General features: G+C 58.7%; 12 protein-coding genes. 5 read left to right on the top strand and 7 right to left on the bottom strand.

The genetic code is table 11. The features are described 5' to 3' along the window. Positions 1 to 43: 43 nt before the first annotated feature. The 6 genes from SFC76_RS12975 to SFC76_RS12950 form a co-directional block, all read right to left on the bottom strand. A complete protein-coding gene (locus tag SFC76_RS12975) occupies positions 44 to 1333 on the bottom strand; it encodes a sugar MFS transporter (protein WP_322849854.1) in 1290 nt (429 codons plus the stop codon). 227 nt (positions 1334 to 1560) lie between these two features. Beyond that, positions 1561 to 3834, bottom strand: coding sequence for a beta-glucosidase (locus SFC76_RS12970; protein ID WP_416222422.1), 2274 nt, complete (start codon positions 3832 to 3834; stop codon positions 1561 to 1563). 147 nt (positions 3835 to 3981) lie between these two features. Then, the gene (locus tag SFC76_RS12965) at positions 3982 to 4719 is read right to left on the bottom strand and encodes a GDSL-type esterase/lipase family protein (RefSeq protein ID WP_322849852.1); all 738 of its coding nucleotides are present in this window, start codon (positions 4717 to 4719) and stop codon (positions 3982 to 3984) included. 20 nt (positions 4720 to 4739) lie between these two features. After that, positions 4740 to 6329: a long-chain fatty acid--CoA ligase gene (locus SFC76_RS12960; RefSeq protein WP_322849851.1), complete on the bottom strand. Its 1590-nt coding sequence runs from the start codon at positions 6327 to 6329 to the stop codon at positions 4740 to 4742. A 10-nt stretch (positions 6330 to 6339) separates the two neighbouring features. Further along, positions 6340 to 7887 (bottom strand): glycoside hydrolase family 30 protein, encoded by a 1548-nt coding sequence (locus tag SFC76_RS12955; protein WP_322849850.1) that lies wholly within the window; start codon positions 7885 to 7887, stop codon positions 6340 to 6342. A 76-nt stretch (positions 7888 to 7963) separates the two neighbouring features. Beyond that, positions 7964 to 11044 (bottom strand): TonB-dependent receptor plug domain-containing protein, encoded by a 3081-nt coding sequence (locus SFC76_RS12950; protein WP_322849849.1) that lies wholly within the window; start codon positions 11042 to 11044, stop codon positions 7964 to 7966. A gap of 168 nt (positions 11045 to 11212) precedes the next feature. Between SFC76_RS12950 and SFC76_RS12945 the strand changes: the two genes are divergently transcribed. After that, positions 11213 to 12055, top strand: coding sequence for a TetR/AcrR family transcriptional regulator (locus tag SFC76_RS12945; RefSeq protein WP_322849848.1), 843 nt, complete (start codon positions 11213 to 11215; stop codon positions 12053 to 12055). A 475-nt stretch (positions 12056 to 12530) separates the two neighbouring features. Here the strand turns inward: SFC76_RS12945 and SFC76_RS12940 are convergent, their stop codons facing one another. Beyond that, positions 12531 to 12980 carry a hypothetical protein gene (locus SFC76_RS12940; RefSeq protein WP_322849847.1) on the bottom strand — a complete coding sequence of 150 codons (450 nt, stop codon included), beginning with the start codon at positions 12978 to 12980 and terminating at the stop codon, positions 12531 to 12533. 81 nt (positions 12981 to 13061) lie between these two features. On the opposite strand from SFC76_RS12940, the gene SFC76_RS12935 reads away from it, so the two are divergent. The 4 genes from SFC76_RS12935 to SFC76_RS19590 all read left to right on the top strand — a co-directional run bounded on the left by SFC76_RS12935 (position 13062) and on the right by SFC76_RS19590 (position 15476). Then, on the top strand, positions 13062 to 13778 hold the full coding sequence (locus SFC76_RS12935; RefSeq protein WP_322849846.1) for an IS6 family transposase: 717 nt from the start codon (positions 13062 to 13064) through the stop codon (positions 13776 to 13778). A gap of 437 nt (positions 13779 to 14215) precedes the next feature. Beyond that, positions 14216 to 14470, top strand: a complete 255-nt coding sequence (locus SFC76_RS12930) for a hypothetical protein (RefSeq protein ID WP_322849845.1) — start codon at positions 14216 to 14218, stop codon at positions 14468 to 14470. Positions 14471 to 14684: 214 nt separating this feature from the next. After that, positions 14685 to 15134, top strand: a complete 450-nt coding sequence (locus tag SFC76_RS12925; protein ID WP_322849844.1) for a hypothetical protein — start codon at positions 14685 to 14687, stop codon at positions 15132 to 15134. 69 nt (positions 15135 to 15203) lie between these two features. After that, positions 15204 to 15476, top strand: coding sequence for an energy transducer TonB (locus SFC76_RS19590; protein ID WP_416222421.1), 273 nt, complete (start codon positions 15204 to 15206; stop codon positions 15474 to 15476). Positions 15477 to 15670: the final 194 nt, after the last annotated feature.

Here is a 15670-nt window from a genome sequence, read left to right as displayed (position 1 = left end):
GAATGATCCATCTCTCCGCTGGGTCGACGTCTCACCTTCTCGTTTATGCCGCTGCCGATCGGTCGGCATATAGGCCGTATGCCATGATCATCAGATAACACAGCGCGGGGAGTACGAGGGACAGTTCCATCGAGCCCGTCTTGTCGGCGATAAGACCCGTCAACGGAGGCACTACAGCTCCGCCGACGATGGCAGTTGCAATGAGACCCGACCCTTCCGCTGCTCGTGCGCCGAGCCCCGCACTGGCGATCGAGAATATCGTCGGGAACATCACCGCGTTCATCAGCCCGATTGCAAGCAGCGACCAGGCTGCAACCTGCCCGCCAGTGTTCGCCGAGATCGCGATTAGCGCGATCGCACCGATGGCGACCCAGGCAAGGACCCTGCCCGGTGCCACTCGCGCCAGCACCCAGGAGCCGATGAACCGGCCAAGAAGGGCCCCGCCCCAATAGTAGGCGACATAGCTTCCAGCGGACTGCGCATCGATGGCCAGTACGGTGGATTGCATAAGGTAGAGCACGATGACTGAACCGATCGACACCTCCGCGCCCACGTAGAGGAAGATGCACGCCGTCCCCATCGCGAACCGTGGCCGCGTCAGCAGTGAGAAGGCGTGGAAGATGTTGCCTGAATGATCTTGCTCTTCGTTGAGGCGATTACGACGGGTCCAGACCACGGCAGCAATGACGGCAAGCGCGACAGCTAGACCGACATATGTGTGCACGACCACCTGCGATGCCTGCTGACGATACGCCAACAAAGCGTCGCCGCTGAGAGATGCAGCGCTGACACCTGCAAGACCGCCCAGAATGAGGGAGGCACCGATACGCGGGAAGATCGTCGTGCCGAGTGAGTTGAACGCCTGCGCGAACGTAAGCCGGCTGGACGCAGTCTTTGAGGATCCGAGCAACGATATGAGCGGATTGGCTACGACCTGCACGATGGTGATGCCAGCGCCGAGTACGAACAAGGCAGCGAGGAACATTTCGAACCTCGCTGATCGCGCCGCAGGAATGAAGAGCAGGCATCCAATCATCATGGTGACGAGGCCGATCGAGGCCGTTCGCATATAACCTGCCCGGCGGACGATCGCCGCTGCAGGCAGCGAAAAGAGGGCATAGGCAAGGAAGAACGCCGACTGGACCAGCATGGAGGTCGTATGGTCGAGCGTGAACAGCTCCTTCAGCTTCGGGATGATGATGTCGTTGAGGCTCGTGATGCCACCGAAGATGAAGAACAGCGCTATGACGAAGACCCGGAGATCGGGAGCATCATAGCCTTCTCCCGACGGCGTATCGGCAACCTTCGCGGAAGAAGGAGAGTGCATAATCATTGGCTTGGTTACCGCTCGAATTTGGTGGTTTCACGTCGGACAAGGGGCCGATTGCGAGGAATAAAAGCTCTCGATCGCTGCCATCCGTTACAAAGGATCGGAGCGTAGGATCACTTCCATTGCGCACGTGCTGACATTGACGTCTGCCAATCAGGAATATGCTTCCGGCTCCCAGATCCCACCATCGTCAAAGGACGATCGGCAACCTTGGAGCCGGGGGCACAGTATCAGGGATGAATGCGCGCATCCTTTATCGTCAAATCTGCCGTGAGTGCTGCATCACCGGCGAAGCGGCCAATCGAGATCGGGTAGCGACCACCTGCCACATGCCAATCGTTCGCTTTGGTATCGAAGTCCGCCAGTAAGCGTGGATCGATGGTGATCTCGACCTGCTGTTTCTCACCGGGCGCCAAGGTCACGCGTTGGAAGCCGACGAGGCGAGTGCTCCCGCCGTTGCGCTGTCCAGCCCGGACATAGGCTTGTGGTGAATCTGACCCGGCAACCTTCCCCATGTTTGTGACGGTGAAGCTGACCTTTGGCGATGCACCGGGTGTGACACGCAGATCGCCGTAGCTGAAGCGGGTGTAGGAGAGGCCATACCCAAATGGGAACAGCGGTTGGACATTGTGCTTCAGGTAGGAGCGATAGCCGACGTCGGCACCCTCAGGGTAATCGACATCCACCATCAGCGAGCGTTCGATCATGCCGTAGGTGCTGCCTTTCTTCTGAGCACGGTCGGCCTCCTTCATCGCTGCAAGGCCTGGAACGACCGGACGAGGCGCTTGCGCCTCGCTGGCGGGGAAGGTCATCGGCAGGCGGCCAGAAGGGTTGGTAACGCCGAACAAAATGTTGGCGATCGCCTCTCCGCCGCGTTGGCCCGGGTACCATGCCTGAAGAACCGTCGGCACGCGAGTAAGCCAGGGCATCAGCACGGGACCACCCGTTTCCAACACAACAACGGTGCGCCGGTTGGCCCCTGCCACCGCATCGATCATCGCGTCCTGTCCGTCAGGGAGAGAGAGCGTCTCGACGTCCTGCGCTTCGGTGCGCCATTGGGAGGCAAATACGATCGCTATATCCGCCTTCCGAGCGGCAGAAGCTGCTGCAGCAGGATCTGCGCCATCAACGAAGCTGACACTAGCGTTCGGCACCATCTTGCGGATGGCGGCCAGAGGTGACGATGCATGCCAGGTCACACGGGCGAAGGAAGCAGCTGCGCCTTCCTTCAGCGGGATCTCGACCGGTGCGCCACCAACGGAGCGGACCTGGCTCGATCCACCGCCCGACAGAACGCCAACATCCGCGTGTGAACCGATGACCACGATCGACTTGGCGGTGCGTGCCAGAGGCAGCAAGTCCCCTTCGTTCTTCAGGAGCACGCTGCCCTTCTCGGCTACCTCCTGGGCAACACGGGCGTGAGCATCATAGTCTATGGTCTGTGCCGTGAGCGGCACCGGATCGCTTATCAGGCCGGTACTGACCACGCCCCACAGGATCCGACTGTTCATATCCGTCAGGCGGGTGGAAGACACCGTGCCGGCAGCAAGCGCGTCAGCGAGCGGCTTCCCGAAGAAAAGCGCCTTGTCCAATTCGCGACCCGATTGTTGATCAAGACCAGCGTTGATTGCCTTCACGGTCGAATGAACAGCGCCCCAATCGCTCATCACCCAGCCCTTGTAGCCCCAATCACGTTTCAGGACTTGGTTCAGCAGGAAATCGTTTTCGCACGCCCAGTCTCCGTTGACCTTGTTGTAGGAGCACATGACGGAGCCGGGACGACCACGTTCGATCGCGATCTCGAAAGCGAGCAGATCACTCTCGCGCAAGGCAGCCTCGCCAATGCGAGCATTCACGGTCGTTCGCAGCGTCTCCTGGGGATTGAGGGCGAAATGCTTGACCGTCGACACGATGCGGTTGGACTGGACGCCCCGGATGGACTCGCCAGCCATCAGACCCGAAAGCAGCGGGTCCTCGCCGAAATACTCGAACGTCCGCCCGCCCCAAGGGTCCCGGGTCAGGTTCACACCTCCCGCGAGCAGCACGTTGAACGTCTTTGCCCTAGCTTCGGCGCCAATCATCGCGCCTCCCCGATAGGCAAGATCGGGATCGAAACTGGCTGCGATCGCCAGGCTGGCCGGCAGGGCGGTAGCGACATCGCCCTTGCGCTGCTCAATCTGATTGGCGACCCCGAGCGATGCATCGCTCTCCCGGAGTGGCGGAATACCGAGCCGCGGAACCCCCGGTACATAGCCGGCAGAAGGGATCATGTCCGCAGGCCGGTCTTTGCTGAGCGGCGGGAAGTAGCCGAACACGTAGGCCTGCTTTTCGGCAGGCGTCATCTTGCCAGCAAGGGTGGCAGCCTGTTGGTCCGCTGCTTCTCGCTTCTCAGCCGGACGCATACCAGCGCTCGTGTCGGCTTGGCCCTGCGCACACGCACCCCCACTCGCGGCGCTCGCAAGCGCTGGAATGAGGACAGCCAGGACGGATTTCGAACGCTTCATAAGACACTTCCCGATTATGCAAGGTCACAGGCTAAGGCGGTGCGGGACGGGACTCAGCCGGCATTGGGAATGAGCCCGGCTGTCCAACCAGCATCGACGCTGTTTGGGTTTCGCTTCGTTGGGCTCGTTCGTGAGTGTTGGGTGCAGCTACTCTGCCAGCACGCGGAGCGTTGGATCGACAACGGACTTCATAACGTCATATCCCCGCTTATTGGGGTGAACGCCGTCGTCCGTGAGCTCTCGCTTCATCCCGCCCGTTGGCGTCGCCATCGCCGCATAATAATCGACAAAGGGCACGTTTTGGCTTTTTGCATACTCCCGGAGCCACGTGTTCATCGCGGCGAGCTGCTGCGCCGGGCGCATAGAGGGGTTCCACCAAAAGGCGTCCGCTGGGAGCAGTGATCCAATCACGACCTTGATACGGCGCGCACGAGCCACGTCCACCATCATCCGGATGTTGTTCTGCCAAGCCTCGGGGGTGATCAGTCCGGTATTTCCGGCAATGTCATTGGCTCCAGTCAGAATGTGAACGGCGGCCGGCTTGAGAACGACAACGTCCTGATAGAAGCGCAGCAGGATCTGTTCCGAAGTCTGCCCACTGATCCCGCGGTCGAGGACCGCAGAGGAGAAAAAGGTTGGCTGATCCCGCTTCCAAAACTCCGTGATCGAGTCACCAATGAAGACAATGCGTGGGGGTGTCGTGACCTTCGCATTTTCATCGGCATAACGGCACAGGTTTGACCAATCAAGTTGTCGACGGATGCCGTCTTGCTCGTTCTTGGCTTTCTGACTTACCTGCGCCTCAATACGTGCGCAGGCATCCTCGGTCATTGCCGTCTGCGGCTGTACTGCTGCTGCAGCGAGCGCGATGATTGTTGCAAGCATGACTTTCCTTTGGGTCTGAGTTAACCATCGATGAGGATTTTGGCGTACCGATCACGTAAGGCGCTCTTCAGAAGCTTCCCTGTCGCGGTATGCGGCAATTCCTCCACGAAGATGACCTCGTCAGGCAGCCACCACTTTGCGACATGGTTTTGCAGGTGCAAGCGGAGCTCGTCTGACGTCACGGTGCTGCCTGGACGTCGCACAACAAGTAGGATCGGCCGCTCCCCCCATTTGGGGTGAATCGCACCTATTGCTGCAGCCTCAGCAACTCCAGCGCAACCAATGGCAGCATTCTCAAGCTCAACCGAGCTGATCCACTCACCGCCTGACTTGATCATATCCTTGGCGCGGTCAGTAATTTGCATTGTGCCATCAGGGTGCATGACCGCAACGTCGCCCGTATCAAACCATCCGTCGTCATCCACCGCGTCGGCATCAGCAGCGTAGTAGCGATGGACCACCCAGGGACCTCGAACTCGTAGCCGGCCAGGCGACACCCCATCGTGAGTTACAGGCTCGCCAGCGTCATCAACCAGGGCGAGCTCGACGCCATAGGGTGGTTTGCCCTGACGTGATGCCACCGACAATTTCTGAGCTTCATCCATTAATGCCCAGCCCACAGGCCGTTGACCCATCGTGCCGAGGGGGGACGTTTCCGTCATTCCCCAGATATGGGCAACACGGACACCCGCCGCCTCGAAGCGCGCAATCATAGATGCCGGGGCTGCAGATCCACCGATGCTGACGTGCCGTAACGCACGCGGAAAGGCGTTGGCAGCGTCCGCATGTGCCAGAAGGCTGAGCCACACCGTCGGCACGCCCGCCGAATGGGTGACATGCTCTCTCGTCATCGTTTGGCTGAGGATCGTTGGCTCGTTGGTCGGGCAGAGCACCATTTTCGCCCCAGCGATTGCAGCAGCGAATGGCAGGCCCCATCCAGCGGCATGGAAGAGAGGCACGATGGGCAGCACGACCGAGGTGGCCGAGAGGTCGAACATCGATGGGGCGACGCCGGCCATGGCATGAAGCACCGTCGATCGATGGGTGTAGAGCACGCCTTTCGGTGCCCCGGTCGTGCCGCTGGTATAGCAGAGCATCGATGGCTCGCGCTCGTCGCCGCCATACCAGTCGCACTCCCCATCCTCTACGTTGAGCAGTTCCAGGAGGCTTCCCGGTCCGTCACCATCGATGCGGATGAAACGCTCAATTGTAGGCCAGCGATCACGAAGCCGATCGACCTGCTGCTGAAAGGCGCAGTCGTACAGTAGCACTCGATCGGCCGCATGGTTGACGGTGTAGATCAGCTGTTCGTCGAAGAGGCGCGGGTTAAGCGTATGGACGATGGCACCCATTCCGATGGCACCAAACCATGCGACCAGATGGGGAGTATGATTCATGGCCAATGTCGCAACGCGATCGCCGGGCTTGATGCCTAAGCGCTCGAAGGCCTGGGCCATCTTGCGTGCGTCGTTGGCAAGTGTGGCCCACGTGATCCGGGTGACGGAACCATCGGGCCAAGCCGTCACGATTTCCCGGTCGCCATGGTAGCGCGCCGCATGATCGAGCAGCTGCGGCACGCGGAGCTGGTGGTCCTGCATGGACGCGATCATTGCCGCGCCTTCACGACGGCGCACGCCACTTGAACGTAACTGCGGATTGCCCCTTCAGGTGGAAAGTGAAGGCGCCGTAGGGCGTCGAGACAATCGGGTCATGATCGGCGCTGCCGGTATTGTAGGCCAGCAGGGCTACCGTTCCGTCGGGATTGGCGAAGGCTACCGACAGGACGTTGTCGACGCGTTCCGTCGATGCAATGCGCACCGCGCCGCGCTGCACGAAGCGGCTGAGATGGCCCAGCGAATAGTATTGGACGTTGCGGCTGTAGGTGCCGGTAATCGGCTCGACGGTCACGATGCCCGTGCAGGCGACGCAGCCACCCTTATGCGGACCGAACGTCGTATCGAGAGCGACGTTGAAGAACGATACGCCACGTGCCCAATTCCGGGTCGTGCCGATGATCAGGTTCTGCATGTCGTAGCCGAGGTTCGACGCCCAGTTGATTGCAGTTGCCGACCCGACGCATTCGGTAAAAAAAACGTCCTTTTTCGGAAATTGGTTGTGGACGATCGATTGCTGCGAGACGTCACCGCCATAGCAGTGAAAGGCGCTCCCACTCACATACTGAGCCGCGCGGGCGTTCGACAGTACCTGAAGGGCTTGTGGATTGAGGTCCCAGTTATGATCGAGCTCGAGCAGCTTTGTCTGCGGGGAGGCGTCTGCCATCTGAGGTCCGACGTGATCGGCGAAGAGGGTGGCGCGCTGGTCGGGCGACAACAGCATGCCCGGGTAGTCGGTGGGGGCAAACGCCGGCTCGTTCTGGATGCTCAAGTAGTCGAGGGGGACACCGGCCGCCGCGAATGCCTGCGCCGTCTTGGCTAGATACGCGCCAAATACGTGGAAACTGTCGTCGCGCAGTGTGCCACCAATCAGCGACCCACTGGTTTTCATCCAGCCTGGGGGGCTCCACGGCGTGCCCATTACAACAAGATCGGGGTTCAGCGCTTTTGCAGCCCGTACGGTCGGCAGGACGTCAACCGTCGCCGGTGCGATCGAGAATTGAGCCAGCTGCGGGTCGGTCTGCCCGGCTGGAAGGTCGTCATAGCTGTAATGGGTCTGCGAGAAATCGGACGCACCCAAGGTCAGGCGCGTCATGCCGAAGTGGTTGCCGCTCACGCTAAAAAGATCGTTCATCAACGCGGTGCGCTGAGACGGGCCCAAGACATGCTGGATCAGGTAGGCCGACGCGTCGGTAATACTCGCGCCAAAGCCCTCCATCGTCTGATAACGCACCGATGGGTCGACGGTTATGACGTTGGTAGTGCCCGCATCGGTGTAGAAGGGGATAGGGGCTTGAGGCGAAAGAAGTGCCCGCTGATCCCCTGTCGTCAGCCATGCCTGAGCGACCAGGCCAGTCTGTGAGCCGGCCAATGCCTGAGGCGTAGGCGTCGGCGTTGGAAGGACCGCTGAATTGACGCTGGCCACAGTCCCCTGAACCACCGTCACACCGCCGGCTACGGTCTCATCTTGCGAAACACCATAGACCAACGCGCTTGCGCTGCTCGCAAGCAGAAGGCCGACCGCGGTCAAACTTATGCGCTTTGACTTCGTCATCCTAACCTCTCCTAAGCCTAGATGCGCTTCTTCGACGGTCGGCTGCCTCAAGCAGCCGACCGTCTATATTCTTATTTTAGTACTGCGCGGTAATTCCTGCGAAGAAGCGGCGACCGATGATGTCCCCGAACGAGGCTACAGGATATTCATTCTTGCGATCAAAGAGGTCATTCACACCGAGGCGAAGGGCATACTTATCGGCAATCGTGTACTCGAGTGATACGTCATGCCGATAATTGGCGCGAACCTTATAATAACCGTCCGTTGAATTCTCCACGGTGGCGCCTTGCCCAATCAGCGAAGGCGACAGGTAATTCAAAGCGTAGGTGAATAAAGCAGGGCCGATCTTGTATCGGGTTTCGAAATGAACGGACCATTCCGGCAATGCCACGGTCCCATCCAGCTTTTGCGTGACACCCAGGTAGACGACCTCCTCAAGGCGGTTGTGCGTGGCGGAGGCGGTCAGCGCGAGCTGACCCGGCAGCGATGCTGCGATGCTGCTGAGCGCGAAGCGATAGTCGACATTGTAGATGTCGGACTTCAGCCGAGCGGAACCGGCGTTCACCGTCGTCGCAACGCCGCGATTGATGTCGCCGTTGCTGTCAAAGCCGATCGTGCTGCAATACTGCGCTTGTTGCGGTTGCTGATCGAAGCAAGTCGAGGCGAACTCGTTCACGCCGAATAGCGCAAGCGCATTGCCGATCTTGAGGTCGAGCCGGTCCGCCGTGATGGTCAGGCCACGCAGGAACGTCGGCTGGAACACGAAGCCGAACGTCAAGGCGTCGGAGGTTTCGTTCTGAAGCTCCGGATTGCCTCTGGTCGTCAGCTGCACTTGAGAGGTGCCCGTCCCCACGAAATTGGCAAGGCGGTTCGCCACGGTTGGCGCAAGGCCAGCCGGCAAGGTGTTCAGGCCATAGTTTGGGTTCGCCGTGAAAAGGGCGACGCAATTCGCGCGACGTGCGGCCGGGTTAGATCCGCTGTTGATAGCCGTGCTTGAACACGGGTTACCCGCACCGCTGATGGTGACGGCGCCCGGCGCGCTCACCTGGTTGATGCTGGGAGCGCGGAAGTTGCGGCTTCGATTGATACGCGCGGTGAAGCCTAATCCGACGAGCCAACGGCCGCCTACACCCCAGACCGAGTTGTTGCCGGCCAGTGTGCTGTTGACCAGACGATAGGAGCCGTCGAAATCGAGGGCCTGAACGAGCGGCAGGCGGAAGTCGCCTCCGACGATCGGAACCGCGACTTCGCCTGCGATCTCGTCGGTGTTGAAGCCGCCGCGACCCCCGACCGCCTTAATCCCGGCCAGATAGATGCCTTCGATGTCGCCCGGCAACGGGTTGATTGACGCGCGCTGATCGCGATGCTCGTAGGTCGCGCTGAATTTGGCCATGCCGCCGGGGAGCCGCGCGATGTCACCACTGATGGTCGCAAGCACGTCGTCCTGGAAGTTCTTCACAGGTCCAAGGGTGCCCGAATCCGTTACACCGCTCTTGCCGACGATGTAGTTGAGGGCGGCCTGGCTTGGCCGTTCGACGCCAAAGATGTTGAAGGGAACGCAATTCGCATCGACGACCGTCGTCTGGTTGATTGCGCAGACGATCTGACCCGAAGCATTGCGCACGGCATTCGCTGCGTTGCGGATGTTGGGAAAGATCGGTGCGTAGGCATCGATGTCGGTGTTGACCTGCCCGTGCGAGTACGAAACCTCATAATCGAAGCGCCGCTTGCCGAGGTTGAAATTGCCATTGAGGGCGGCAAGTGCCCGATAGGTCGTCGTCGTGAAATAGTGGTCACCGCCGTTGGGGTCGGCGTCGAGAAAATTCTTAGAGAGGAACAACGGCTGCCCTGCTGCAAAGCCGGGATTTGCGGCCGAAAGCGCCTGGATGGTGCTCTGCGACAGGTAAGGGTTGTTGCGAGTGAACGGCAGCGGCTGCAGATCCGAATATGCGAATGAAAGAACCGGGATGTATTGCTGGAGCAGCGAGGCCCGCTTGACGAGCTGCGACCTCGTCCGTGCGACCAGCAGTTCGGTCGAGAACGTCAGGTTGTTGGTGATGTCGTAGTGACCAACGAGCGATCCGATTGCGCGCTCTACGCCGGGCACGAGCGTACCGTAGTCCTTGAACGGCCAGCGCAACTGGCTGCCTGTGGCTGAAGTCGGCACGCCAGGGACCGGCATGCCGAGACCCTTGAGCTCGATGTTGCCGCTTCCGTTGATCGTTATGCCCTGACCGCCCTGCTTGAGGACGCCGTTCACATCATAATTGAACGGCCCGGTGACGACGAGGCCGTTCTGATCGACGTACTGGGTCGCGTCATTATAAGCGGTCGTGAACGGGATGCCGTTAGCGCCGGCTCCCGGCGTAAGATTAAGACCGGCGCCGGAAATGAAGCGATCCGAACGCTGGTTGAAGACCAGAGAGCTCGTCTTGGAATAGTCGGCCTCAACGGCGATGTTCCCCCGGCCACCAGCAAAATTGTGGCCCGCGGTGAGGCGGGCGGTGTGGAGGGAGTAGTCTCCATCGCCAGTGACGGTGTTCTGTGCTTCCAACCGAAGGCCTTGGAAGTTCTTCTTCAAAACGTAGTTTACGACACCGCCGATTGCACCCGAACCGTAGACCGCGGCACCGCCACCCTGAACGACTTCGACACGGTCGAGAAGCCCGAGCGGGATGATGTTCGTGTCGACTGCCTCATCGCCCAAGCCGAGTGAGGTCGAAACCGTGCGCCGCCCGTTAACAAGTGTCAGCGTCCGAGCGGGCCCAAGATTGAACAAGTTGGGGAAGTCGGCACCGGCAACAGCCTGTCCGTTGGAGACATAGGGTTGCGGCGTGCGCTGCGGCGTGTTCGAGGTTAGCTCGTTGAGGGCGTCGCCAGCCTGGTTGAAACCTCGCTGCTTGAAATTGTCGGCGTCAAGGACGGCGACGGGTGCGGAGGCGGTTTCATCGACCGAGCGGCGGATGCGAGAGCCGGTGACGACGATGTCGTCTTTGCGAGCACCGTCCTGCCCATCCGCAGGATTGGCCGCGGCGTCAGCGGGTGGAGTTGCCTCTGCAGGCACCTGCTGCGCCTGAGCTGTACTGCTGCTCGCAAAGGCAAGCCACACAGCAGTCATGCACCCGACAGTGTGCAGCCGCGACGAAGCCTTACGCATGCTAACCCCCTCCTAAAGCGTCTCCCATACGGAGACAGGCTACTCTGCGGCCATCCGCGAGCACCCAATTGCAATTCGACCCGATTTCCGGTATGTCTTGTTATTGTTGTTAGCGACAGTAACATTACTGCTTTGCAGATGGCAAGCGCATTTTAAGAGGGGGTGCACATGCGGGATGAGGGTGGTGTTGACGCCGCTATCAACGGCCAAGTCTCCCAAGCCTGGACGCCTACGCTGGCCTCCCCAGTCGCAATAGCCGATGGACTAGAGTACGTTGGGAAGATGACACCCGCTAAGGACATCGCAACACCGCGTCCAAACAAGGCTCGCCGCACTCGCGCGCCCGCTCGTACCCAAACCGAACGCCGTGAAGCTACGATAGAGGTCATCTTAGATGAGGCGGAGACGCTCTTTGCGTATCATGGTAGAGACGGTGTAACCATCAAGGCTATTGCCTCTGCTGCGGGGGTTACGCCCGCGCTCATAAATTACTATTTTGACGGTCTGGAAAATATTTTCGAAGCCGTATGGTCTCGGCGGGCCTCCGTCCTGAACCCTATACGCATTCGCGTTTTAAACGAATACGAAGCGACGAATGCAGGAAAATTGGAAGCAGCTGGGGCGATTGACGCTTTTCTAAGACCAATCTTCGATCATGTATTTACGCTTGGCGACGGCTGGTCAAACTTTATGTCCCTCATTGGTATGACGAACACAACGCGCTTTTGTGGCGCGTTCTATATGGACAAGCACTTCGACGACGTGGTGCAGCGTTTTTTGGAGATCATGCGCAGAATCGGAAATGTGCCTGATGACGAGTTATTTTGGTTCACGCATCACCTTCTAGGATCATTGACCTTCTCGATGGCACAAACCGGACGGATTGACCGTATCTCGAAGGGCAAGTGCAGTTCGGCTGATTATGAAAATGTGCTACGCTCAAGTGTTCAACTATTTTCTAGTGCGTACATTGCTTTGAAAAACAAGTACGAGGTAAGTGAGGTTAAATGAGCCGGTTATATTATAGGCAATTTACTAATTTAGTATAAAATATTATTTATTTCTTGTGCAAGAAGATTTGTAAAAAAGGAGATTTGACCATCCCGCAAGAAGGAATTTCATCCTAGATTATGTTGGGCGGATCATTGAGGTGGTTGAAGTGGGATTGATAATCTGCGGTTATCCACAATTTTGTTGACCTGGTGTCGATGGTGCTCGGGCATTCAACGCTGGAGTGTGGCGGCTGCTAGCTAAATAGGGGATACGTCTGAATTGATTTGGACCCCTGGGCGTGTGGTTACGCCAACAGGCGAGACGCAGGGTCAACGAGAGTCCGTAGGGTGCGGCTGCCGGATTCTGCCTGGGACGTGAACAAATGTCGGCTTTCGGCAAGTGCCGAAGGGAGCTCGAAGGACCGCTCTTGGGTCGTAACCGACTTGGGGAAGACTAGCGTGAGCAAGCGCGGCGGAACCCATTGAGCGGCTGGTCAGCGTCGCACGACAACTGGCATTGCCCCGCCTACCGATGCGCGCCCATTTACACCCGTCAATACAAGCTCAGGCTCTGAGTTCGCCGTCGAGATGCGAATATCGCCTTTGGGCACGAACACGGGTAATCGCTCGGGTCCGCTCACGTTGCCATCGCGCGCGATCCGGTAGACGCCGTTCATCGCGATCGCCCGAACGCTGCCGTCGGTGGTAGGCGCGAGGCCGAAGAAGGCGACCGATGGATACGGGTCCTCGCCGGGCTGCTCAGGCTTGGCTTTGAAGCCCTGCTCCTCCCAAGCACGGGCATACAGCCGGCGCGCCCGGTTTCCGCATAGCTCAGTGAGCTTGCCCGAAGGGAGGAAAAGCACCAGCCCAATTGCAAGCACGACGCAGCCGGGCTTGCCTAGTGCGGGCGCGATGTCATGGATCGGTGCGCCCGTGCCGGGCACTTCTTCGACCCGGCCGCTCGCGAGAGGGCTCCGTCAAACCAAATGCACCTGGCGGTAAGCAGCGCAGGGTAGGGTTCTCAGATGCCTCGCCCCCGCAAGCCCGCATCGCCGTTCCGCTACTTCAACTCCTCGCCCGAGGTGATCCGGCTAGTGGTGCTGATGTACGTGCGCTTTCCGCTGTCGCTGCGGAACGTGGAAGACCTGCTGTTCGAGCGGGGGATCGACATCTGCCACGAGACGGTTCGGCTGTGGTGGAACAGGTTCGGGCCATTGTTCGCCGGTGACATCCGCCGCCAGCGGGTCAGTCGCATGCGGGGGTTCCGTCATTGGCGCTGGCACCTGGACGAGATGTATGTGAAGCTGAATGGCGAGATGGTCTACCTATGGCGGGCGGTGGATCATGAGGGTGAAGTCCTCGAGAGTTACATAACCAAAAGCCGCGACAAGTCGGCAGCGCTTCGCTTCATGAAGAAGGCGCTGAAGCGCCACGGTTCACCAGATGCTATCACGACCGACGGCCTGCGCAGCTATGGCGCCGCCATGGACGAACTGGGCTGTCGAGAACGTCAGGAGATCGGCCGCTGGGCGAATAACCGGGTGGAAAACAGCCATCTGCCGTTTCGACGAAGGGAGCGGGCAATGCTGAGGTTCAGGCAGATGAAGACGCTGCAAAAATTCGCTTCCGTCCACGCCAACGTCCACAATCACTTCAGCCTAGAACGCCATCTCACCGACCGACAGACCTACAAGGAACGACGCTCCGCCGCGCTGGCGGAGTGGCAGATCCTTGCAAGCTAGACCGCCACGTTCAAAGATCGACCTGCATCGTGTGGAGAGCGGTTCGCGTTAGACTGACAGCACCCCCAGACCTGTTGCTGTTTTAGCGCCCGCTTCGCACCGATAAGCCGGCCCTCATTCCAGGGTCGAAGTTCGTCAAAGGCGGGGTCCATCGGCGAGTGCCCCATCGATCATCTCCATAGGGTCGGATCGGCCAATCGAGCGTACGCAGCCGCGGTAAATCGACGGTTCGGAAATGTGGTTGATCGGCCGTCGGTGATGCTGAACGAGCGGCCGGTTTCGCGCGGCGGTTCGTAGTCTCCGAGCGGCCGAAAGTGGGTCCTGCCAGACGCAGCTGGCGTGGCCGCTATCGCCCAGTTGCAGACGTCGGTGGCTCGGCCTCCCAATCTTGATAGCGGACATTGCCTGAGCGTTGGAGTTCGGGCAGCTTCTTATAGATGACCGACGCTCGCACCTTACTAATCGGCTTCCTTCGGCGCATTATAGATGGTGGTGACGTGACGAACGACGAGCTCAACGCTGCTACCGTCGATCCCGCAGCGCTGCGAGGTGCTGAGCGTAACGCGTGGCATGGCCTGAGCTATTGGGCTGACGACGATGACATCCGATCGAAAGACCCCGCATACGCGCCAGCACGTCGGAGCCAGCTCGCTGACCTATTAACCGACTTGGAGAACGATAATGACGGCTGACGCCCAATTGTCAGGTAATTATATTAAGCGCCTTACTTAGAAGGCAAGACCATTTCCTACAAATGCGTCACTATCTCGGGGCTGTCGCATAGCGCTGTTTATTTTAATAAGCGGGAGAGCGCGCTAACCGACACTTGGCCCCGTAATATCATTTTAAATTATTTAAATCTGCCATATATATCGAAGCAAACGCGTGGTGTAGGGATATATTGCAATGACGTGGTGGGTCGCTGCGACATTTATGCAGATAACGTTATCGGCAACGGCGCTAGAACCGTCTGGCAAATGGGCGATCGATTTCGCATCATCCGGATGCGTGGCTACACGGCATTTTAACAATGGACAGGCTCAGCTTTCAGTCGCAACGCCATCGCTTGAGCATAAGCTAGTTATCTCTGCGAATGTTGCATCACCGGTTAAACTACCAAGAGGTACAACCTTGGCGCTTGTGATAGGCCCAAGCGGTCGACGGTTCGAAGGAAAGGCGATAGACCTCAATTCGCCAATTGCGAAATCATCAGAGTTCGGGCTTTACATTGACCGTGACGAGATTGCGCAGCAAGCTATTGCTGACATATCCTTTGAACACGGTAAGGAGAGACTCGCTACCTTCAAAACGAGAGCGTGGAACGCTTTGCTAAAATCAATGGCGGAATGCTTTTAGGACTTTATTGTTAGTTACGGTATTGACCCAGAACGCGAGCATCAGGTTGAAACGCCGGCAGTACCAAAGTTGGTTGATAAGCTGTTACGAGACAGTAAAATTTCATATGATGCTATCTCGCAGCGAGCGCAGGGCAAAATGGGATTGCGAGTACTAATTGGTACGACTGGACATATTGAGCAGTGCACACCCGTAACGTCCTCGGGAAGCCGAACGATAGACGAACGCGCCTGCAAGCTGCTGGTCGAACAGGGGCGGTATATTCCTGCGAAGGACCGCTCGAATACGGCGATCGTATCGGAGCAGCTAATATTTAATAGATGGCTGCCAGCTGTCGATTAGGTAATCCGCAGTCTTTTTTTTGACGGGCCGCAACAACATCTCGTCCGAAACGGCAGTCACGGCCAATTCGCTTCTAAAAGCCGTCAGTCCGCTTTCCTCCCAAAAGCGGACCTGCTGCTTACGCCCACTTCCGGACATTGGAAGCTCGGAGTCAAATGTAACTTGCAAAGGTCTGCTTATAGAGCGATCATTCG

Origin of the sequence: Sphingomonas sp. CD22 (assembly GCF_034556155.1) — a bacterium.
Taxonomy (GTDB): Bacteria; Pseudomonadota; Alphaproteobacteria; order Sphingomonadales; family Sphingomonadaceae; genus Sphingomonas.
Note: the sequence above shows the minus strand (reverse complement) of the source record. Positions and strands in the feature narration are given on the sequence as shown.

Bases quoted from the DNA above. Each gene is read 5' to 3' on its own strand.
- SFC76_RS12945 (WP_322849848.1), top strand. From the start codon at position 11,213: ATGCGGGATGAGGGTGGTGTTGACGCCGCTATCAACGGCCAAGTCTCC.
- SFC76_RS12925 (WP_322849844.1), top strand. From the start codon at position 14,685: ATGACGTGGTGGGTCGCTGCGACATTTATGCAGATAACGTTATCGGCA.
- SFC76_RS12935 (WP_322849846.1), top strand. From the start codon at position 13,062: ATGCCTCGCCCCCGCAAGCCCGCATCGCCGTTCCGCTACTTCAACTCC.
- SFC76_RS12975 (WP_322849854.1), bottom strand. From the start codon at position 1,333: ATGATTATGCACTCTCCTTCTTCCGCGAAGGTTGCCGATACGCCGTCG.
- SFC76_RS12955 (WP_322849850.1), bottom strand. From the start codon at position 7,887: ATGACGAAGTCAAAGCGCATAAGTTTGACCGCGGTCGGCCTTCTGCTT.
- SFC76_RS12930 (WP_322849845.1), top strand. From the start codon at position 14,216: ATGACCGACGCTCGCACCTTACTAATCGGCTTCCTTCGGCGCATTATA.
- SFC76_RS12950 (WP_322849849.1), bottom strand. From the start codon at position 11,044: ATGCGTAAGGCTTCGTCGCGGCTGCACACTGTCGGGTGCATGACTGCT.
- SFC76_RS12960 (WP_322849851.1), bottom strand. From the start codon at position 6,329: ATGATCGCGTCCATGCAGGACCACCAGCTCCGCGTGCCGCAGCTGCTC.
- SFC76_RS12965 (WP_322849852.1), bottom strand. From the start codon at position 4,719: ATGCTTGCAACAATCATCGCGCTCGCTGCAGCAGCAGTACAGCCGCAG.
- SFC76_RS12970 (WP_416222422.1), bottom strand. From the start codon at position 3,834: ATGAAGCGTTCGAAATCCGTCCTGGCTGTCCTCATTCCAGCGCTTGCG.